The sequence below is a fragment of the Bacillus sp. PK3_68 genome (assembly GCF_003600835.1).
GTDB lineage: Bacteria > Bacillota > Bacilli > Bacillales > Domibacillaceae > Pseudobacillus.
Genome location: NZ_NQYC01000001.1, coordinates 2056689 through 2077493, shown reverse-complemented (window position 1 = coordinate 2077493; position 20805 = coordinate 2056689). Strand labels below are relative to the sequence as shown.

The 20805-nt window shown below is 41.7% G+C and carries 21 protein-coding genes and 1 pseudogene; 19 read left to right on the top strand and 3 right to left on the bottom strand.

Annotated elements, in window-relative coordinates; translation table 11 throughout:
- The first annotated feature begins 547 nt into the window (after window positions 1-547).
- Window positions 548-3088, top strand: a complete 2541-nt coding sequence (locus CJ483_RS10805; protein ID WP_120034806.1) for a bifunctional 2',3'-cyclic-nucleotide 2'-phosphodiesterase/3'-nucleotidase — start codon at window positions 548-550, stop codon at window positions 3086-3088.
- A gap of 109 nt (window positions 3089-3197) precedes the next feature.
- On the opposite strand, the gene CJ483_RS10800 is transcribed toward CJ483_RS10805, so the two are convergent.
- A complete protein-coding gene (locus tag CJ483_RS10800; protein WP_120034804.1) occupies window positions 3198-3746 on the bottom strand; it encodes a glutathione peroxidase in 549 nt (182 codons plus the stop codon).
- A gap of 177 nt (window positions 3747-3923) precedes the next feature.
- On the opposite strand from CJ483_RS10800, the gene CJ483_RS10795 reads away from it, so the two are divergent.
- The 11 genes and pseudogenes from CJ483_RS10795 (at window position 3924) to prfB (ending at window position 13447) form a co-directional block, all read left to right on the top strand.
- Window positions 3924-4124: a YwbE family protein gene (locus CJ483_RS10795; RefSeq protein ID WP_120034803.1), complete on the top strand. Its 201-nt coding sequence runs from the start codon at window positions 3924-3926 to the stop codon at window positions 4122-4124.
- Window positions 4081-4755: an NUDIX hydrolase gene (locus CJ483_RS10790; protein ID WP_259455614.1), complete on the top strand. Its 675-nt coding sequence runs from the start codon at window positions 4081-4083 to the stop codon at window positions 4753-4755. Before CJ483_RS10795 ends, CJ483_RS10790 begins: the two co-directional genes overlap by 44 nt.
- Window positions 4756-4912: 157 nt before the next feature.
- Window positions 4913-5263 (top strand): flagellar protein FlaG, encoded by a 351-nt coding sequence (gene flaG, locus CJ483_RS10785; RefSeq protein WP_259455613.1) that lies wholly within the window; start codon window positions 4913-4915, stop codon window positions 5261-5263.
- 88 nt (window positions 5264-5351) lie between these two features.
- Window positions 5352-5756 (top strand): flagellar export chaperone FliS, encoded by a 405-nt coding sequence (gene fliS, locus CJ483_RS10780; RefSeq protein ID WP_120034799.1) that lies wholly within the window; start codon window positions 5352-5354, stop codon window positions 5754-5756.
- Window positions 5756-6100, top strand: a complete 345-nt coding sequence (gene fliT, locus CJ483_RS10775) for a flagellar protein FliT (RefSeq protein WP_120034797.1) — start codon at window positions 5756-5758, stop codon at window positions 6098-6100. The genes fliS and fliT overlap by 1 nt, the downstream gene beginning before the upstream one ends.
- Window positions 6101-6375: 275 nt before the next feature.
- The gene (gene hpf, locus CJ483_RS10770; protein ID WP_120034794.1) at window positions 6376-6936 is read left to right on the top strand and encodes a ribosome hibernation-promoting factor, HPF/YfiA family; all 561 of its coding nucleotides are present in this window, start codon (window positions 6376-6378) and stop codon (window positions 6934-6936) included.
- A 446-nt stretch (window positions 6937-7382) separates the two neighbouring features.
- Window positions 7383-7997 (top strand): hypothetical protein, encoded by a 615-nt coding sequence (locus tag CJ483_RS10765; protein WP_120034792.1) that lies wholly within the window; start codon window positions 7383-7385, stop codon window positions 7995-7997.
- A 299-nt stretch (window positions 7998-8296) separates the two neighbouring features.
- On the top strand, window positions 8297-9373 hold the full coding sequence (locus tag CJ483_RS10760) for an SEC-C metal-binding domain-containing protein (protein WP_120034790.1): 1077 nt from the start codon (window positions 8297-8299) through the stop codon (window positions 9371-9373).
- A gap of 157 nt (window positions 9374-9530) precedes the next feature.
- Window positions 9531-12033, top strand: a pseudogene (gene secA, locus CJ483_RS10755) (preprotein translocase subunit SecA).
- Window positions 12034-12099: 66 nt separating this feature from the next.
- Window positions 12100-12303: a hypothetical protein gene (locus tag CJ483_RS10750; RefSeq protein WP_120034788.1), complete on the top strand. Its 204-nt coding sequence runs from the start codon at window positions 12100-12102 to the stop codon at window positions 12301-12303.
- Between the two features lie 45 nt (window positions 12304-12348).
- Window positions 12349-13447 (top strand): peptide chain release factor 2 gene (gene prfB, locus CJ483_RS10745; protein WP_120034786.1). Its coding sequence is split into 2 segments (ribosomal slippage): window positions 12349-12420 and window positions 12422-13447, totalling 1098 coding nucleotides; the frame shifts between segments, so codons are not numbered across the junction.
- 63 nt (window positions 13448-13510) lie between these two features.
- Here prfB and CJ483_RS10740 read toward each other — a convergent pair.
- Window positions 13511-14661, bottom strand: a protein-coding gene (locus CJ483_RS10740) for an IS3 family transposase (protein WP_120034784.1) whose coding sequence is annotated in 2 segments (ribosomal slippage) — window positions 13511-14388 and window positions 14388-14661 — 1152 coding nt in all. Because the reading frame shifts where the segments join, the coding sequence is not laid out codon by codon here.
- A 454-nt stretch (window positions 14662-15115) separates the two neighbouring features.
- On the opposite strand from CJ483_RS10740, the gene cccB reads away from it, so the two are divergent.
- The gene (gene cccB, locus CJ483_RS10735) at window positions 15116-15454 is read left to right on the top strand and encodes a cytochrome c551 (protein WP_120034782.1); all 339 of its coding nucleotides are present in this window, start codon (window positions 15116-15118) and stop codon (window positions 15452-15454) included.
- A gap of 91 nt (window positions 15455-15545) precedes the next feature.
- Here cccB and CJ483_RS24505 read toward each other — a convergent pair whose 3' ends face one another.
- A complete protein-coding gene (locus CJ483_RS24505; protein WP_182917023.1) occupies window positions 15546-15695 on the bottom strand; it encodes a hypothetical protein in 150 nt (49 codons plus the stop codon).
- A 279-nt stretch (window positions 15696-15974) separates the two neighbouring features.
- Here CJ483_RS24505 and ftsE point away from each other — a divergent pair, with 279 nt between their 5' ends.
- The 6 genes from ftsE (at window position 15975) to CJ483_RS10705 (ending at window position 20548) form a co-directional block, all read left to right on the top strand.
- Window positions 15975-16661 (top strand): cell division ATP-binding protein FtsE, encoded by a 687-nt coding sequence (gene ftsE / locus CJ483_RS10730; protein ID WP_120034780.1) that lies wholly within the window; start codon window positions 15975-15977, stop codon window positions 16659-16661.
- A complete protein-coding gene (gene ftsX / locus CJ483_RS10725; RefSeq protein ID WP_120034778.1) occupies window positions 16651-17535 on the top strand; it encodes a permease-like cell division protein FtsX in 885 nt (294 codons plus the stop codon). The genes ftsE and ftsX overlap by 11 nt, the downstream gene beginning before the upstream one ends.
- 74 nt (window positions 17536-17609) lie before the next feature.
- The gene (locus CJ483_RS10720) at window positions 17610-18950 is read left to right on the top strand and encodes a murein hydrolase activator EnvC family protein (protein WP_120034776.1); all 1341 of its coding nucleotides are present in this window, start codon (window positions 17610-17612) and stop codon (window positions 18948-18950) included.
- Window positions 18951-19103: 153 nt separating this feature from the next.
- Window positions 19104-19208 carry a YjcZ family sporulation protein gene (locus CJ483_RS10715; RefSeq protein ID WP_120034774.1) on the top strand — a complete coding sequence of 35 codons (105 nt, stop codon included), beginning with the start codon at window positions 19104-19106 and terminating at the stop codon, window positions 19206-19208.
- Window positions 19209-19389: 181 nt separating this feature from the next.
- Complete coding sequence (locus CJ483_RS10710) at window positions 19390-19974, top strand: hypothetical protein (RefSeq protein ID WP_120034772.1); 585 nt, start codon at window positions 19390-19392, stop codon at window positions 19972-19974.
- Window positions 19967-20548, top strand: coding sequence for a redoxin domain-containing protein (locus CJ483_RS10705; protein ID WP_120034770.1), 582 nt, complete (start codon window positions 19967-19969; stop codon window positions 20546-20548). The genes CJ483_RS10710 and CJ483_RS10705 overlap by 8 nt, the downstream gene beginning before the upstream one ends.
- Window positions 20549-20805 lie beyond the last annotated feature (257 nt).

The following is a 20805-nucleotide window of genomic DNA, read 5'->3' as shown; positions in this document are numbered from 1 at the left end:
ATCCGCGAAACAGCCAGCATGCATCGTCTGCAGGAAAGGTCAATTGCCAGATAATAAAGAGGGAAGGGTGGGTAAAATTAATAATGACAAAAGTATGGACGGGTGATAAAATAAATGAATATCTATTCATTGTTTAAGAAGAAGGAAAGTGGATGAGGCTGAGAGTCACCAAGAAACGGAGGGGCAAAGTATCTTTGAGACAGACACTGTTTGTTTTATATGCTATTCCAAAAGGGAAGGGCTAAAACTGTGTATTTCACTTTTCCTTAGCACATTCGTCCAGATGGATCACTATGGCGTTTGTTTCCATTGTTCTTACCGTTTAATGGCGGTCATTTTTGATAACGCTTTCAATTCTTTATGCTCTGTGACAATCTGCTGTCCTTCTTTTACTAGCTTGTGATAAATGAGTATGGCTGAGGGACACGAACAGCATAAGTAAAAATTTAACTGAAATTATCATAATGTTTACATAAGTATAAAAATATTTACATTTTATATGCTATGATCAAAAAAAGGGAATAATTTATTCAGGGAGGGAACATGTATGGGAATCAACAAAGCGAAAAAGACAGCAGTGACAGCAGCTCTTGTGTTTGGGCTTGTTTTGCCAGCGAGCATGGAAAAACCAACTTATGCCAATGTATTGAATGAGGACATTGTTAAATTACGGTTGCTTGAAACGACAGACATCCATGTAAATGTCATGAACTACGATTACTATCAGGACAAGGAAGTGAATGATTACGGCCTAGCCCGCACAGCTTCCCTCATTAAAAAGGCGCGGACAGAAAGCAAAAACTCCATGCTGTTCGATAATGGAGATTTAATTCAAGGAAATCCGCTTGGTGATTATATTGCCAGAATTAAGGGGTTAAAAGAAGGCGATACTCATCCGGTATATAAAGCGATGAATCTGTTAGACTATGATGCTGGTAATATTGGCAACCATGAATTCAACTATGGACTTGATTTCTTGGGTACGTCATTAAAGGGCTCCGATTTCCCTTATGTAAATGCAAATGTGTACATAGATGACAAGGATAATAATCCGGACAACGATAAGAATTACTTCACTCCTTATCTATTACTCGATAAAAAAGTGATGGATGAAGATGGTGAAGAACATACGATCAAGGTAGGCGTTATTGGCTTTGTGCCGCCGCAAATTATGAACTGGGACAAGGCTAATCTTGAAGGCAAAGTAATTGCTAAAGATATTATAGAATCTGCGAAAAAATTTGTCCCTGAAATGAAAGAAAAAGGAGCAGATGTGATCGTTGCTATCCCCCATTCAGGACTTGGTACAATGGAAGAAGGAGCGATGAAGGAAAACGCGACTTATGATTTAACGAAAGTAGAGGGAATTGATGCCGTTCTCTTTGGCCACTCTCACGGCGTGTTCCCAAGCAGCCAATATAAAGATCTTCCTGGAGCTGATATTGAAAAAGGAACCGTCAATGGCGTAGCGGCGGTAATGCCGGGATTCTGGGGCAGCCACCTTGGGGTAGTTGATCTTCAGTTACGGAAAGAAGATGGCAAATGGAAAGTTGCGGATGCTAAAGCGGAAACAAGGGGAATCACAAATGCTGATGGCCAAGCAGCAGTAGATTCTGATAAAGACATTGTTAATGCTGTAAAGGACGATCATGAGGATACACTTGACTGGATACGGAGTGCAGTCGGCAAAACAACAGCACCGATTAATAGTTATTTTGCTCTTGTACAAGATGATCCGTCTGTTCAAATTGTTGCCAATGCTCAAAAATGGTATGTAGAAAAGTATATTAAAGGCACTGAATATGAAAACATTCCAGTTTTATCGGCTGCTGCACCGTTTAAAGCAGGCGCACGCATGGGAGCGAACTATTATACAGATATTCCGGCCGGGGATATTGCTATTAAAAATGTATCTGACCTGTATCTGTACCCTAATACATTAAGTGCGGTAATGGTTGATGGCTCCCAAGTGAAAGAATGGCTGGAAATGTCAGCTGGACAATTTAACCAGATTGATCCGTCCAAAGGAGAAGCACAAGAACTGATCAATAAAGATTTTCCAACTTATAACTTCGATACGCTCGATGGTGTCACCTATCAAGTGGATGTTGCCCAGCCTGCAAAATATGGAAAGGACGGCAAAGTTGTTAACTCAGATGCTAACCGCATTAAAAATCTGCGGTTCAACGGCAAGCCAATTGATCCAAAACAAAAATTCCTTGTCGCTACAAACAATTACCGTGCTGGCGGCGGCGGTAACTTCCCTGGCCTTGACGGAAAAAATATCGCTGTTGCGACACCAGATGAAAGCAGAAGCATTCTAATTGATTACATTATGGAAGAAAAAGAAATTAATCCATCAGCTGACGGCAACTGGTCATTTGCTCCGCTTTCACAAAACGCTAAAGTAACATTTGAAAGCTCGCCAAATGCCAAAAAATTCATCGATGGATCTGATAAATTTGCATTTATCCAACAGCTTGATAGCGGGTTTGCTCAATACTCTATTAATATGAACGCAAAAGCGACGCAGCCGGGAGAAGAACCGCTTGTATTTAAGGATGTTCCAAAAGATCATTGGGCTTATGAATATATTCATGTATTAGCAGAGAAGGGAATCATTCTTGGGAAAAACGACAAAACCTTCGCTCCGCAAGCAAGCGTAAAAAGAGGAGAGTATGCGGCTTTTTTAGCCCGGGCATTAAATTTAAAAGCGAAAAATGCTTCTCCATTTAAAGATGTGCCGGCTTCTATGGCAAAAGACGTCGCTGCTGTGTATGAAGCAGGCATCGTTTCCGGTGTAAGCAAAGATCGTTTTGCCCCTCATCAGCCGATCACGAGAGAACAGATGGCGGTCATGACTGTAAAAGCCTTGGAAGTAAAAACAGGGGAAAAATTCTCTGCCTCCAAGCCAGTCTCATTTAAAGACAAGAAGAACATTCATAAAGGCTTTGCCGATGAAATTGCTATAGCGACGGAGTTGGAGTTCATATCGGGCTATAAAAACAATTCGTTCCAACCGAAAAAATCAGCTAGTAGAGCTGAGGCAGCTAAAGTGATTTATTCTTTAGATCAATATAAAAAATGATTCACTTCTACACATGAATAACTCTCTGTTAAAAACAGTGATTTAACGCGTTTAATAAAAAGAACCGTGCAAGGGCAAGCGTGAGAGCTTTGTGCACGGTTCTTTTTTATTAAGCTAACAAACTTTCAACTTCTTTTTCTATCGAAGAAAAGTCATCAGAAGGTTCAAAGCGCTTGATAACAGTACCGTTGGCATCAACGAGAAATTTTGTAAAGTTCCATTTAATAGCATCTCCTACTAACCATTCGGGATTCCGGTCAGCAATCATCATTTTCAAAAGCTTTTCATTCACATTGGCATCATCAAAGCCACGAAATGGAGCTGCTTCTCTTAAATATTGAAACAGCGGGTCCGCCTGCTCTCCATTTACTTCTACTTTTGAGAAGACTGGAAAAGTTACACCGTAATTTAACTGGCAAAATTCTGCTGCTTCCTCATTGCTGCCAGGCTCTTGCTCACCAAATTGATTGCATGGAAAACCGAGGATTTCCAAACCGGCTTCTCTATATCGTACATATAGCTTTTGTAAATCTTCAAACTGCGGAGTGAAGGTACATTTGCTGGCCGTATTAACAATGAGTAAAACTTTGCCTGCATAGTCTTTTAAATCGATTTCCTTTCCGCTTTTTTGCTTGGCAGTGAACTGGTGTATACCCATACTATTATCCCTTTGATTCTCAATTTATAATAATTATTATATGATAATATTCTTTTCTAGTCAAAAAGTAGCATAGGGGAACTTAGTAAGAGAAAAGCTGATATTTCATTAGAAAGAACTGCATCCATCGTTTATAGTTAAGGGATATGACAATCACGTGAAAGGGGTTTTATCTCAATGAGTGGAAAAAACCGCAAAGATATTCAGCCGGGGTTAAAGGTAGATATTGTATTAAAGCAGGACCAGCGAACAGGAAAAAGAACAACCGGCATTGTAAAAGATATTTTAACAAACTCTAGTTCACACCCGCATGGAATAAAGGTGAGGCTTGAAGATGGCCAAGTCGGGCGCGTACAGCACATCCATCCAGGTGAATGAACATATGGAAACAGAAATGATTAGAGTGGTAGATGAGAAGCGAAAGGAAATAGGCATTGCCTCAAGAGATGACGTGCATAAAAAAGGCCACTGGCATGAAACGTTTCACTGCTGGGTCATTAGCAAAAAAGAAAACAGTTATACGATTCATTTACAAGTTCGCAGTGAAATAAAAAAGGATTTTCCTGGACTATTGGATATTACAGCAGCTGGACATTTGCTTGCACATGAGACGGTGCAGGATGGTGTGCGCGAAGTTCAAGAAGAACTAGGGCTGGACGTTTCTTTTAACGACCTTATTTTACTTGGCACCGTACCAGATCGTCTACACATGGGAGATTTTTTAGATAACGAATGGTGTCATGTTTTTTTATATGAAAGCTTGAAGCCTATCGAAGACTATTCGCTGCAAAAAGAAGAGGTATCTGGCATCGTTTCTGTAGACTTATCTGTCTTTTTAAGATTTTGCCAAGGAGAAGAACTTAACATGTTGGGGGAAGGCTTTTTGATCGGAGTAGACAATGAACAGATTCCCTTTAGGCGGATGATTAGCAAAGCAGACTTTGTCCCGCATGAGGAAACATATTTCCAACGCACAGCTTCCCTGATACAAAAGTATATTAGCCGGTAGAATCGAAAGTGGACTTTTAGACGGAAGTTTTCTTGCTATTTCTATTTATTTGTATTTTTCACAAAATCATGAAATAGATTCTTTTCTTTTTATTAACTTTGCCTCGCTTCTTCCGATATAACTAATAGAAAAACCAAGCCGGAAGGGGCGGTAATGAGTGATAGATAAGCTAGGTAAGCAAAAACATGTAATCATACCGGTAAATGCGGTGCAAAAACCAGCAGAAGTCAATCTGCAGGAACAAAAGCAGGAAGAAACCACTGAAATGACTGTGCGTAAGTCTGAAAAAGCAAAAATGGAAAAAATCGTACAGGGAATGAATGATTTCTTAAAACCGTCAAACACTCATTTGAAGTTTGAATTTCATGATGAACTCGAAGAATATTACGTAACAATGATCGATGACGAAACACAAGAAGTCATTAGGGAAATTCCATCAAAAAAGCTTCTCGACATGTACGCAGCCATGACGGATTACTTGGGGATTTTAGTAGATAAAAAAATTTAACCTCGCATGGGCGATCCAGCAAAAGCTAACGCAGCCTTCTAGCTGGCGCCCTTAGCTATTTTTAATTATTAAAGGAGTGTTTTTTTTCATGGCAATGAAAAACCCTTATCAAACATATTCGAATAACGCCGTAACAACAGCTTCCCCTGGGGAATTGACATTGATGCTCTACAACGGTTGCTTAAAGTTTATTAGTCAGGCAAAACAAGCGATTGCAGCACAAAACATTGAAGTGAAAAACACAAACATTCAAAAAGCGCAAGCGATCATTCAAGAGCTTATGGTTACCTTAAACATGGACATGACTGTATCAGAAAACTTATTGTCTCTTTATGATTATTTAAACCGCCGTTTGATTGAAGCAAATATAAAAAATGACATAGCCATTTTGGAAGAAGTAGAGGGGTTCGTCATCGAGTTCCGTGATACATGGAAGGACGTTATTCAAAAAAATCGCCAGCTTCAGCATGCTGGTGCAGGTAGGCAAGCCTGATGTCGGCTGTAAAGAATTGCTTTGAAATAACGGAAAAGCTATTTCAACTCGTGAGCCGTCCGCCGGCAGACCGAGATCAAATGATGGCGGCTATTGAAACGTTGCTTGAGAGAAGAGAAGAGCTGCTTGCGGATATTAAACCGCCTTTCACGGCAGAAGAGCAGGAGCTCGGGCGAGAAATGATTAAACGCAATGCAGTAATCGATATGCGGCTAAAGAAGGTAAAAGAAGACATTCAGAGAGACATGAAAAGTCTAACAAAAAAGAAGGACTCTGTAGACAAATATGTGAACCCTTATGCGTCCATGCAGATGGATGGCGTTTTTTATGATAAAAAGAATTAATTTAGAGCGAACCGCTTTCAGACGGTTCGCTTTTTGCTTTTTAAATGGAATATTTTGAATCAGCCACATGATTTCTTCGTTTGCCGCGTATAATGCCTGAAATAAGTCTGTTTGATTAGGACTTGGCCCGAGGAAATGCTACAACTGCAAAAATCAATAGACAGAATAGGAAATATTTATTAAAGTTTCGACAAACATTTTTGCTAGGTTAAGCAGGAGTTTCTAAGGGAAAGGAGAAGTATATACACATAGCTATTTGTAAAGGAGGAGTCAGCATGTTAGACTATAGCATCCGCGGTGAGAACATTGAGGTAACTCCGGCAATTCGTGAATACGTGGAAAAGAAAATCAGCAAGTTGGAGCGTTATTTTATTGAAACTCCAAATGCGACTGTGCATGTGAATTTGAAAGTTTACTCTGATAAAAACTCCAAAGTCGAAGTCACAATCCCAATGAAAAACCTTGTGCTTCGAGCTGAAGAACGAAATGAAGATATGTATGCAGCTATTGATTTAATTGTTGATAAATTAGAGCGCCAAATCCGTAAACATAAAACAAAAGTAAACCGTAAATTCCGCGAAAAGGGTGACCCGCAAGATTATTTTGCCATCGCGCAAAGTGAAACAGCAGTTGCTGAAGCAGAAGAAGAGACAGATGAATTGTCAATCGTTCGTACAAAGCAATTTGATTTGAAGCCAATGGATTCTGAAGAAGCCGTATTGCAAATGAATCTTTTGGGACATAACTTCTTTATCTACACAGACGCAGAAAGCAATGGTACAAATATTGTTTATAGACGAAAAGATGGAAAGTACGGTTTAATTGAGACAAATTAAAAAAAATCAAGTCCCCGCTGTCTTTGGACAGCGGGGACTTTTTGATAAAAGGGCTTCACAGCCAATGGAAATCTATCAAATAGACTATTTTTAGTCGCATAGGCGGGCTTGCTTGGTTGGTTGGAAAGCCAGTTCGCCAACCCCCTTTTTTGAATGAGACAACCTTGTAGAAATAAAGCTTTGGTCGATTTCAGTCGAAAAAAGAAGAAGGGAAGTAAGCGAAAGTTTCAAGCACATTTCCTCTTTTAATATACAAAATAAAGAGAGAATTGGATAAAAATGAAAGTTTAACAGTAAGGCTCTCCTCTTTTTATACTGGGTCTTGGTTTCAACCAGGGGTAACCGCTATGATGGATAGCGTAAAGACCGGGCCAGGAAAAAAAGCGTCACCGATTGGTTGCTGGCTGTTGATCTTTGCTTAACTATGTTAAAGGAGGAGTAAGTGAATGGCAAAAAAGAAAAAAGTATCATCCGCATTTGCAATAGCACTAGCAGCAGGAACAATTTTCTCTGCGCCGATATATGGATATGCAGCGCAAAAGGATGACGTTCATCCGTCCGAAAAACAGGAGTGGGCAAAGGAGATCAATAACGAAAAAATTAAAGGACAAGCCAATCAGCTTAGATCAATCGATAAGCAGGTGGCTGGCATAGAAGAAAAATTAGGAGAGTACAAGCAGGAAATTGATTCCCTGAATCTTGAGACACCAGCAATTGGAGAAGAGCCGCAAGAAAACACTTCCGTTGAAGCAACAGACAAGCATGAAGAGTATGCCGATAAATTAACAGCGTTAGAGAACCGTTTGAATGCTATGAATCATCGATTGGATTCTTTGATGGTAAAGGGTAACGCCACGGGAGATATTCAAAAACGTGAACAAAGAGTCGAGGTTCTTCAAATTGAAGTCCAAACGCTTATCCAAACGGTCGTTGGTGAAGCATCGGAAGAAGAAAATATAGAAACACCAGCAGAAGGAGATGCCGTTGAAACACCAGTAATTGAGGCACCTGAGGCTCCAGTCGTCGACAATGCGGAAGGTGTTGTATCAACTGGAGGGTAACTGATCGATTCAATAACTTGGAAAGTATATTGGTGGAGGCAGGAAAAAATATTAATTAACAATTTTCACCAAGTCTGTAATGTACAGAAAACAGACTCCTGAATGAGGAGTCTGTTTTCTTAATGCCCTTTTTTCACAATCGTCGGGTGATGGATGGGAAAGGTGAATGACTACTTAATGAGGGGAACGGCGCTTTATTCTGAAGGAACAGCTTTCTTAAACTATTGGCTATCCCTACTGAGAGTTGACAATTCATGTTACTATAGAGGAAGAGTTGATGATCCAGGGGGAGTAAAATTATGTTAGTTGGACGGAATGAGCCATGTCCATGCGGAAGCGGAAAAAAGTTCAAAAAATGTTGTGGAAAAATAGAAGGTTCGGCTATTCACGGAGTGATGCAAGAAGAGCTTGAAAATCTACAACGTGAGCTAATCGATTACGCCATGGAACATCATTCGTATGAAATGAAGAAACGTTTTCAGTCACTTTTACATACGTATGAAGTGCTTCGCAAAGATCCACAGGTGTATCTAATTGCTTTTGAAATTTGGTTTATTTTAACGCAGCCTGTTAAAAATGGACAGACTGTCCTTGAAGAGTTTGTGGCCAGACGTGCGCAAACAGTGAAGAGAGAGCGGACGAGAGACATCCTCCTTGCATGGCCTCAAGTAAAGTTTGTGGCAGGCACTGTAAAAGCTGCCAAAGGCAATGTGTATGAGGTGGAAGATGTATTATCGGGTGAAAGGCTATCGATCCGAGCACGCCGGCAGTTGCCTATCGAAGAAGTCTTTGTAACTGGTGGCCTGCTGCCATTTGAAAACGAATATACGTTCTTTATGATTGATTTTCATTTTGAACAACACGTCGTGGCGGAAGCAGAAAGCTGGATTTCTTCACAATTTAAGCAAGCGGAAGAAACAGATCCGCAGACATTTCTTGCTGCCAACTGGCTGCCTGTGTTAGAAGGCCTGTTTACGATTTATGGCGGTGAAGGTGAAGAGAAAGATAAAGGCAAAGAAGCAACATTGGATTATAGTGAATTAGCATGGGAAAAAGAATCCCAGAAAAAAACAGCAGATGCCTTGCTTGCATTTCTGCAGGAAGAAGGAATCGAAGAGCTGAGACAGCAGACAGCGATACTTCTTTGGAATCTATACTGCCAAAAAGAAAATCCGACAGTTCGCAAACCGGAAATTTATACAGCTGCTCTTTATTCACTTCTGCAATCTCATGGAATGGTTGCTACTGACTATTCAAATAGCCAGCTGGCTTCCCGACTTGGAGTCTCTGCTGCAAGTCTAACAAAGCGTGTGAAGGAAATGGAGCCTCTTCTGGAGGAACATTTGCAACAGGACAAACAAGCACTTCAAGTATAAAACGCCTGTCACAGGCGTTTTTACTTTTTTAACGAGAGCCTTTCTCCATGCCGTTCAGTTGTTTCAAACAGGTGATAGTGGTAATATTAAATAGGAATTTTATGAGGTTTTCAGGCTCACGGACTAACTTGTTGCAAGTAAAAAGGAGCGGCTATAAATGGGCTTATTAACAAAAATGTTTGATGCAAATAAACGCGATGTAAAGCGGTTAGAAAAAATGGCGTTAAAAATTGAATCATTGGCAGAGGAAATGGAACAGCTGTCCGATGAAGATCTGCGCGCCAAAACGATAGAATTTCAGGAGCGCTATGCAAAAGGTGAAACGCTTGATGATTTATTAACAGAGGCTTTTGCGGTTGTGCGCGAAGGAGCACGACGCGTACTCGGCCTCTACCCATACCGCGTTCAGTTGATGGGGGAATTGCTCTCCACGAAGGCAATATCTCCGAAATGAAGACGGGGGAAGGAAAAACGTTAACGGCGACGATGCCAGTATATTTAAATGCTCTTTCCGGCAAAGGTGTTCACGTTATTACGGTCAACGAATATCTTGCTTCGCGTGACGCTGTGGAAATGGGCGAGTTGTATAATTTTCTTGGGCTAAGTGTAGGACTGAATTTAAACAGCTTATCGAAAGAAGAGAAAAAGAGGCTTACGAAGCAGACATTACGTACGGCACAAACAATGAATTTGGTTTCGACTACCTCCGGGATAACATGGTGCTCTACAAAGAACATAAGGTACAGCGCCCGCTTCATTTTGCAGTTATTGACGAGGTAGACTCTATCTTAATTGATGAAGCGCGTACGCCGCTTATTATCTCGGGTCAGGCGCAGAAGTCAACACAGCTTTATATCCATGCCAACAGCTTTGTCCGCACGTTAAAAGCAGAAGATGACTATACGTATGATGTGAAGACAAAAAGTGTCCTGCTAACGGAAGAAGGAATTAATAAAGCGGAAAAGGCGTTTGGCATTGAAAACTTGTTTGATTTAAAACATGTAACGCTGAACCACCATATTAATCAGGCGTTAAAAGCGCATGTCACAATGCAGCGCGATGTGGACTATGTCGTTCAAGAAGATGAAGTCATTATCGTCGATCAATTTACAGGGCGGCTAATGAAAGGGCGCCGGTACAGTGATGGCCTTCACCAGGCAATTGAAGCCAAAGAAGGAGTCCCTATTCAAAACGAGAGCATGACCATGGCGACAATTACGTTCCAGAACTTCTTCCGCATGTATGAGAAACTTTCCGGGATGACGGGAACAGCGAAAACAGAAGAAGAAGAATTCCGCAATATTTACAATATGAAAGTAGTCAGCATTCCGACAAACCGTCCGATTGCCCGCGACGATCGTCCTGACTTAATTTATGCTTCCATGGAAGGGAAGTTCCGGGCGGTGGTGGAAGACATCTATCAGCGACACCAGCTAAAGCAGCCTGTGCTTGTCGGTACGGTGGCGATTGAAACGTCTGAGCTGATTTCTTCCTTGTTGGCGAAGCGCGGCGTTCCCCATAATGTGTTGAACGCAAAAAATCACGGCCGTGAAGCCGAGATTATTGTGGAAGCTGGTCAGCCTGGTGCAGTGACCATCGCGACGAATATGGCCGGACGCGGAACAGACATCAAGTTGGGAGAAGGCGTGAAAGAGCTTGGCGGTCTTGCTGTTATCGGTACGGAGCGCCATGAGTCTCGCCGGATTGATAATCAGCTGCGTGGACGTTCTGGCCGTCAAGGCGACCCGGGGATTACACAATTTTATCTTTCAATGGAAGATGAGTTAATGCGCCGTTTCGGGTCAGATAACATGAAGTCGATGATGGAAAGACTCGGTATGGATGATAGCCAGCCGATTCAAAGTAAAATGGTCAGCAAGGCAGTAGAATCTGCGCAAAAACGTGTAGAGGGCAATAACTTTGATGCCCGGAAACGCTTGCTGGAATACGATGATGTTTTGCGTCAGCAACGGGAAATCATCTACAAACAACGCGACGAAGTATTAGAATCGGAGAATTTGCGAGAAATTTTAGAAGGGATGATTCTTGCTGTCATTAAGCAAGTCGTCCAAGCTCATACTACCACTGCTGAAACGGAAGAGCAGATGGACCTGCAGGCCATTGCCGATTATGTAAATGCGAATTTGTTAAGTGAAGGAGAACTGACAATTAACGATTTACAAGGCAAGGGTGCCGATGAAATGCAAGACACCATTTATGCGAAAGTAACAGAGCGCTATAACACAAGAGAAGAGCAAATGGGCGAAGAACAGATGCGTGAGTTTGAAAAAGTTGTTCTGCTTCGTGCTGTTGACTCTAAATGGATCAATCACATTGATGCGATGGATCAACTGCGCCAAGGGATCCACTTACGTGCCTACGGACAAATCGACCCGTTGCGTGAATACCAAAACGAAGGTTTCGCTATGTTTGAAGCCATGGTCGCCTCCATTAACGAGGAAGCTGCTAAATACGTCATGAAAGCAGAAATCCAAAACAATTTGGAGCGTCAGGAAGTAGCTAAAGGACAGGCAGTAAATCCAAAAGAGGACGAAGAAAGCAAAGCGAAGAAAAAACCAGTCAGAAAAGCACCGGCAGTCGGCAGAAATGAACCATGCCCATGCGGCAGCGGCAAAAAATACAAAAACTGCTGTGGGTGATTAGAAAAGCGGAAGCGGCCTGATCAGCCCGATAGGAGGTTGGAGGGCTCGACCAGGAGTCGTTCTTTGACTCCAACAGAGAGACCGAAACCACGGTACGGGCTGGCCGCTGCAGCTGGACAAGAGAAAAGCGGAAGGCGCTCGATCAGTGTGATAGCGAATTGGAGCTCTCGACAAGGAGTTGATTTTCAAACTCCGACAGAGGGAGCGAGTTTCGTAACTAAACCTGCTGGAATGATGAACAACATGCCGGATTCATATCTTGAATAATGTAGGCATAATACAACATTTTTACACTAAAGAAGAGGTGCTTATATGGAATTATTTGAAATTCGGAATGAGTTAGATAAAACAGCTAAGAAGTTAGCGGACTTTAGGGGGTCTCTTTGACTTAGAAATCAAAGAGGAACGCATTGCAGCACTTGAGGATGAAATGCTGCATCCTAACTTTTGGGATGATCAGCAGGCTGCTCAGACAGTTATCAATGAAGCAAATGGTTTAAAAGAAGTAGTTAACGAATATAAAGAGCTGTTGGAAACACAAGAAAACTTAGAGTTAACACATGAGCTGGTAAAGGAAGAAGCTGATGCAGAACTGCAGGGAGAGCTGGAAAACGAACTGGAGGAGTTCCGGAATCGAATCAGTAATTTCGAGCTGCAGCTGCTGTTAAGCGATCCTTATGATAAGAATAATGCCATATTAGAACTACACCCAGGAGCGGGCGGTACCGAATCACAGGATTTTGGCTCGATGCTGCTACGCATGTATACACGCTGGGGAGAAAAGCAAGGGTTTAAAGTGGAAACGATGGATTATCTTCCTGGAGATGAAGCGGGTGTAAAGAGTGTAACGCTTCTATTTAAAGGACATAATGCCTATGGCTACTTAAAAGCAGAAAAGGGTGTACACCGCTTAGTGCGGATTTCTCCATTTGATTCTTCGGGACGCCGACATACTTCATTCGTTTCATGTGAGGTTATGCCGGAATTCAATGATGATATCGAAATTGATATCCGTACGGAAGATCTTAAGATAGATACGTACCGCTCAAGCGGAGCGGGTGGTCAGCACGTAAATACAACGGATTCTGCTGTCCGAATTACCCACTTGCCAACTAATACAGTTGTGACCTGTCAATCAGAGCGCTCGCAAATTAAAAACCGTGAGCATGCGATGAAAATGTTAAAAGCTAAGCTCTATCAAAAGAAAATTGAAGAGCAGGAAGCCGAATTGGCAGAAATTCGCGGAGAACAAAAAGAAATTGGCTGGGGAAGCCAAATCCGTTCATATGTCTTCCATCCTTACTCAATGGTAAAAGATCATCGGACCAATGAGGAGACTGGGAACGTCCAAGCAGTGATGGATGGAGAAATCAGTCCGTTTATTAATGCCTATTTGCGCTCGCGCTTATAAAAAAAGCCCTTTACTGATCCCACGGGACTGACCCCTATTTTTGAGACAGGGGTCAAAACACCTTTAAGCAGCCAGCTGCCGATACTTGACCGGTGGCTGGTTGTTTAGTTTCGCTTGAATACGGATATGGTTATAATAGTAAATATAGTTTTCGACAGTTTGCACTACGATGGCCGTCGTAGTGCTTCTCAACTCGTCGAGATAGAACGTTTCAGACTTTAGCGAGGAATGAAACGATTCGATGGAGGCATTATCAGAGGGTGTCCCTTTCCGGGACATACTCATGGTAATGCCTTTTCCTTTGACTGCCTGTTGATAAGCATAAGATGTGTAAACAGATCCTTGGTCACTGTGCAAGATACACCCTTTGGGGAGAGGGGGCAGCTGGGTCAGCGTATGCAGCACGAAATCTGTGTTTTGGCAGCTTCCTATAGAATAGGCAATGATTTCGCCGTTAAATAAATTCTGGATACTTGAAAGATACAGCTGTTTCTGGCCAAAAGGCAAGTATGCAATATCTGTGACGAGCTTTTGAAGAGGCTGATTTGCCTGGAAATCTCCTTTTAACAGGTTATCGGAAATATGACAGGGCTGTCCTGTTCGTTTGCGTTTCTTCACCTTTACCCGGCATTGCCAGCCATACTTCTGCATTACACGCTGTACCGCTTTATGGTTAATCGACATCTCTCGTTTTAATAAGGCTGTGATTTTACGATAACCGTATCGAAACTTAAGGTCCCGGCACAACGTGCCGATTTTTCGTTCAACGATCTGCCTGGATGTTTCTTCCCGGTTCCTGCTCTTCCAGCGATAATAAGTGGATCTAGCAATGCCAAGATGCCGGCATATTTCCCTGACGGGCATGCTGGTTTTGAGTTCTTTCACTAATTCTACGGCTGTTTCTGGGACCACTTCCTCTCCAATTCTTTGTACTTTTTTAGTACTTCAATCTGCTGTTTCAGATACCGATTTTCTGCCTTCAGTTTCTCTGTTTCACTTTCATACTCAGCCCCTTTTCCGAAGGAATACTGCTTGCCCACTGGCTGTTCAAATCGATGAAACTCGCCTGCTTTATACCATTTCATCCATGTTTTAAGCTGTGTCTTATTTCGAATGTTTAATTCCTTTAAGACTTCTTTGACCGGCACCCCAGCTAATCTCATTTTTACAGCCTTCATTTTTACTTCCGCTGGATAACTGACTCTTGTCCCCATAGAAAAACACCTCCAAGTTATTTTCGAGTATCCCATACCCGTTTTCAACTTAAAGGTGTTTTTTATTTGTCTCACTTTATGGGGTCAGTCCAGATCCCATATCAGTAAAGGGCTTTTTGAATCTCTTTCAAGCATAGGCTTCCAGCCTTAAAAAGGTTTAAAGAGACTAAAAACGGTTATCATAATAACTATATGCAGCTGGTTGGATACATAAAATTTGCTCCTATGCAGCAAAATAAATTCAATGCCAGATGGAGGAATACCGAGCAGCTTTCACTTGTGTAAACAGCCGGATGAATAAAGTTCAAAAAGTGTATACAATTGTCAAAAGTGATTGATCTGGCTGGATTGGCCGTTGCTTTTGTTCACCTTGCAGTGCTCGGCCTTGTTTCAAATTATAGCGGCTTTGGTATACTTAACATGCATTGTTTATTTTTTCCTAGGAGGAGAGAACATGGAATTTAAAAAATCATTAATGGCTTTGTTAATCGGTTCATCCGTAGCGCTTGCGGCATGCGGCGGCGGGAATGACAAATCAAACGAAGACAATAACGGCGGCGGGAAAGAAACAGCTAGCGCAGAAGGAGAGCAAGTGTACAAGCAGAACTGCCTTAGCTGTCACGGAGAAAACCTTGAAGGGCAAGTTGGACCGGCGTTAGACAAAATAGGAAGCAAGTATAGCAAGGACGAAATTTTAAATATCATTAAAAACGGTAAAGGACAGATGCCTCCGAATGTTGTTCAAGGGGCCGATGCTGAAGCAGTCGCTGATTGGTTAGCTACAAAGAAATAAGTCAAAACAAGAATGTAGTCGTGTGCTGCATTCTTTTTAGAATGCCGGCGGTTTAGCACAACTGCTGCCAGATGGATGGCAAATAATTATTTTACGCTTTAAAAATTTTACTCGTAGGGAAGTAAAAGGAAAGATGCCATGCCGTCTCGGCAAGCGAGCCATAGAGAAAGCAAGCCTCTTCAACAGGCTGTAAGAATGCAGTAGTATATACTACTGCATTCTTTATTTTTTCCTTTCTCATTTCCTCTCCTGTTAATCGACAAAATATTTTTGCTTGCTTGTTACAAAATATTTCATTTTTTTCACCTTGTGTATCAGCGAGTTTATGCAAAAAAAGCGATCATTTCTTTGAAAGCGCTATAAAAACCATCGGATATATTACGATATGAAACGAAAATGTAATTAAATTAACCATTAATAAGGGTTTAATCAGTGATATAATGAATCTGGATTTGAGGAGAAAAAGCTGAATTTTTTCAGCTTTTTCTTTTATAACTGACAAAAGATGACAGGTGATTCGATGATAGAAATGAAGGACGTGACAAAGAAATACCCGAATGGTGTCCTCGCTTTGCGAAACATTGACATTTCCATTAAACAAGGGGAATTTGTTTACGTTGTTGGGCCAAGTGGAGCAGGCAAATCAACTTTTATAAAGCTGATGTATAGGGAAGAAAAACCGACAGGCGGCCGTATTATCGTAAACGGAGTAAACTTGTCGACGTTAAAAGATAGATCTGTTCCATTGCTTCGCCGGCAAATCGGTGTAGTATTTCAAGATTTCAAACTGCTGCCGACTCTTACAGTATATGAAAATGTGGCGTTTGCAATGGAAGTAATTGAAGAAAGTCCAGTTATTATTAAAAAACGGGTCATGGAAGTGCTGGATCTTGTTGGGTTGAAAAACAAAGCAAGAATGCTTCCGGAAGAATTATCTGGCGGAGAGCAGCAGCGTGTATCGATTGCTCGCTCTATTGTTAATCAGCCAAAGGTCGTTATTGCAGATGAACCAACAGGGAACCTTGATCCGGATACCGCATGGGATATTATGGACATATTTGAAAAAATTAATGCTCGGGGTACCACACTAGTGATGGCTACTCATAATAAGGAAATCGTGAATACGATCCGCCGCCGGGTAGTTGCGATTGAAGGCGGTCGAATCGTTCGAGATGAGCAGCGGGGGGATTACGGTTATGAAATCTAGAACATTCCGCCGCCACTTCAGAGAAAGCTTTAAAAATCTAAGCCGCAACGGATGGATGACATTTGCGGCTGTTTCAGCTGTGACGGTAACTTTGTTATTAGTTGGAGTTTTTCTTACTGTTTTACTAAATTTAAACAAAGCCGCAACCGATATAGAAAATGATGTCGAAGTACGCGTGCTAATTAAACTGGATGCTACGGAAGCAGAGCAGCAAGAGCTGAAAGAGCAATTGCTCGATCTGCCTGAAGTAGCCAAGGTTACTTATTCTCCAAAAGAGAAAGAATTGCAGAATTTAATAAAGGATATGGGTGAGGACTTTGCTCTGTTTAAGCAAAACAACCCGCTTTATGACGTGTTCGTGGTGAAAACAAAGCATCCTACAGATACACCAAAAGCAGCGAAGAAAATTAAAAAGCTGGATTATACAGAGGATGCTGTTTACGGCGAGAAAAAAGTCGAAAGGTTGTTTAGCTTTTTAAAGACGAGCCGCAACGTTGGACTAGTTCTTAGTTTAGGCTTGCTGTTTACAGCTATGTTCCTTATTTCCAATACGATTAAAATGACTATTTTTGCTAGGCGAAAAGAAATTGAGATTATGAGATTAGTTGGGGCCACTAACTGGTTTATCCGCTGGCCGTTCTTATTAGAAGGGCTTTGGCTTGGACTGCTCGGTTCATTGCTGCCGGTTGCTGCGGTCGTGATCGGTTATTCCTATGTAGTCAAGGCAATCACCACTCATATGCAAGGCCACTTCATTCAGCCGCTCGCCTATTATCCATTTGCATGGCAAATCAGCGGGATTATTTTGCTAATTGGAGCATTTATCGGCATGTGGGGAAGCTTTATGGCTGTTCGCCGATTTTTGAAAGTGTAATCAACGATCATTTTATCTGGCTAATAGATAGGTAAACTGGAGATTTTCAGGGGAACAGAGAGGAGAATTGGAGTTTGAAGAAACGTATAGGACTTACAGTTGCTTTAACGGCATCTCTTGGCTTTGGGGGCACATTAGGAATGACAAAAGAAGCGTTTGCTTCCAAGTTATCCGACCTGGAGAGCCGCCAGCATCAAATTGAAAACAAACAATCAGATATCAAACAAAATATTAACGAGAAAAGCAAGAAAATTAACGAACTGCAAAGCAAGCAGGCAAAGCTCTCTTCAGAAATTGAACAGTTGGATCAGTCTATTACTAAAGCAGAAAAGCAAATCCGTGAAAAGCAAGCAGCAGTTGCGGAGACAAAGAAGGAAATAAAGAAGCTTCGAAAAGAAATAGAGGACTTGAAAAAGCGCATTGCTGAGAGAAATCTCGTTCTGCAAGATCGGGCCCGTTCTTTGCAACAAAGCGGCGGATCAGCAAGCTATATTGATGTGCTGCTTGGTTCAGAAAGCTTTACTGATTTTATTAATCGAGCCAGCGCTGTGACTACATTAGTAAATGCTGATAAAGATATTTTGCAGGAACAAGAGGCAGATAAAAATAAATTAGAAAAAAGCGAGCAGCAGCTAAAAACTAAATTAGCTAACTTAGAAAGCATGCTTGCTGATTTAAAAGAATTGAAAGCCGGCCTGGATAAGAAAAAAGCAGCAAAAGACAAAGTTATGCAGCAGCTTGCCAGTGAAGAAGATCACGCACACAATCAAAAACTAAGTTTAGAAGAAGAGCAGGAGTTGCTTTCTTCTCAAGAAAAAGCAATCAAAGCGGCTATTTCATCTGAACAATCCCGTCTTGCAAAGGAAGAACAAGCACGCAAGGAACAAGAAAAGCTTGCACGTGAAAGCGAGAAGCAAGCTGCAGAAAGTCAAAAGAGAAACAGCAGCAGTCGCCAGCCAGCAGCTCCTAAGGAAGAGTCCGTCTCAGCCGATCGTTCAAACGATACGCCAGCTGTTTCAGGCGGATCATTTATGCGCCCAGCTCAAGGGCATGTATCTTCTGGATTCGGGACAAGGAGCTTGGGAGACCATAAAGGTATCGACATTGCAAACAGCGCCAGCGTGCCGATTGTAGCGGCGGCGGACGGAGAAGTAATCCGTTCCTATTATTCAGCTTCCTATGGAAATTGCATCTTCATCTCTCACTCTATTAATGGGAAAGTGTTCACTACTGTTTATGCTCATATGTCAGAGCGTGTGGCCCAAGGCGGAAGCGTCTCAAAAGGGCAGGTTATTGGCTATATGGGTAATACAGGCCGTTCGTTTGGCCAGCATTTGCATTTTGAAATTCATGAAGGCCCTTGGACATTGTCTAAAGAAAATGCGGTTGATCCGCGTAAATATGTCAATTTTTAATAGAAAGCCATCCTTAAAAGCCTATATCAGGCATTCAAGGATGGCTTTTGTTTTTGCGGTTACTGGTCTAAAGCATCTATTCTGGGCGTTCGCCCGCGCAATCTTTCCCCTTTTGAATAGTCTGTAATTGTAAGTGAAGGGGAGGTGTAAAGTATGAGCGGTGGCGGATACGGATACGGAGGCGGCTTTGCTTTGATCGTTGTCTTGTTTATCCTCTTGATTATTGTTGGGGCAGCTTACATTGGCTGGGGTTACTAATAAATAAAAGAGGAGAAGAGGGCTGATCTATTAGGGCAGCCCTCTTTTGCTTATAATAAAAGAAGATGGACGGAGAAGGTATTTTTGTGTAGGCTTATACCTATGATAGTATATAAAAGAAATAGCCGTTTTTTAAAGAGAATACAAAAGCAATATTTTTGAGTAAAGGAATACAATAAAAATGAACTGGTTTACAATAGGCTCTTTGACTGTCCCGGCAGCCCAGCTGGCCATTCTAGCTGCTTTCATCATTGGCGCTTTAGTCATTTGGCTAAAAAAAGACAAGGTTTTTTTGGAACTTTATGTGAATGCTGTCTTTTTATTTGTTGCTGTGTGGAAGGTAAGTGTGCTTTTGTTCAGCTTTATGCTTGTAGTAAAGTCACCTTTGTCGCTGATGTATTTTAATGGCGGCTGGAAAGGCATTTGGCTCGGCCTGATCGCTGTATGCATCTATCTGCTGTGGAAGACCCCTGCGGAAAAGCGGCCGCAAATTATTTGGACGTGGATGATAGTGATAATTTCTTTTGAATGGATGCTGTCCTTATTAAGAGGACAAGCTGGCTTGTTGGCATGGATTCAGCTTGCGGGAGGTGTAGCCCAGCTAGCTGTTCCTCTTAGACAAGCAGCCGGCACTATCTGGTTATTTACGTTATGGCAGTTGTTGTTTGAATCGCTCACTGCTGATTTATTCTACCTGCATAGCTTGTTCTATATAGGGGCAGCGCTGTTCTTTACTTTCATTGTCAGGAGGGATCCCATTGAATAAAAAATGGTTTGGCATTTTGCTGCTCGTTTTACTAGCTGGAATTGCAGCAGTAAATGTAGTAAAAGATAAAAAGGAAATCACAAAAATTGAAAATCCCGGTATAGAAGTGGCTGATCAGGAAGCTGTTTCAGGAATGGCTTCTGGTATTGGCCTGGGCGATCAAGCGCCAGACTTTACTCTCCAAACATTAGATGGGAAAAAAGTGTCTTTGTCGGACTACCGGGGCAAGAAAGTAATGTTAAACTTTTGGGCCACCTGGTGCCCGCCTTGTAAAGCAGAGATGCCTCATATGCAAAGCTTTTACAAAAAAGAAGCAGAGAAAAGTAACATGGAAATTTTAGCAGTAAACTTAACAAGCGAGGATAGAGGAAAAGCAGCGGTTGTTGAATTTGCTAAACAATATGACTTAACTTTTCCGATCCTTCTTGATAAAGAAGGAACAATTGGGCCGCAATACCAGGTAGCTACAATCCCAACCACGTATGTTCTTAACACAGACGGGACCATTCATCAAAAAATTATTGGTCCAATGGATGAACAAATGATGAAAAAACTTGTTAGTGAGCTGAAATAGTGAATGTTTGTATGTGGATAGAGACAAGCAATAGTTTTTGCCAAGAGGTACTACCGATGCTTGTCTCTTTTATCCGCTAAATAATCATGCTTTCACACTTAAGACCTTTCTTTGCCTGTCGCTAAGCCTATCTGTTTTCTCCTGAACATTATATATTGAATATTCCGGATAAGCAGGTGTACAGTATGTATATAAAGGAATGAGCATGAATAGCCGGGAAAAGATTATCTGAAGCAACCAACAGCTCCTTAATAGGT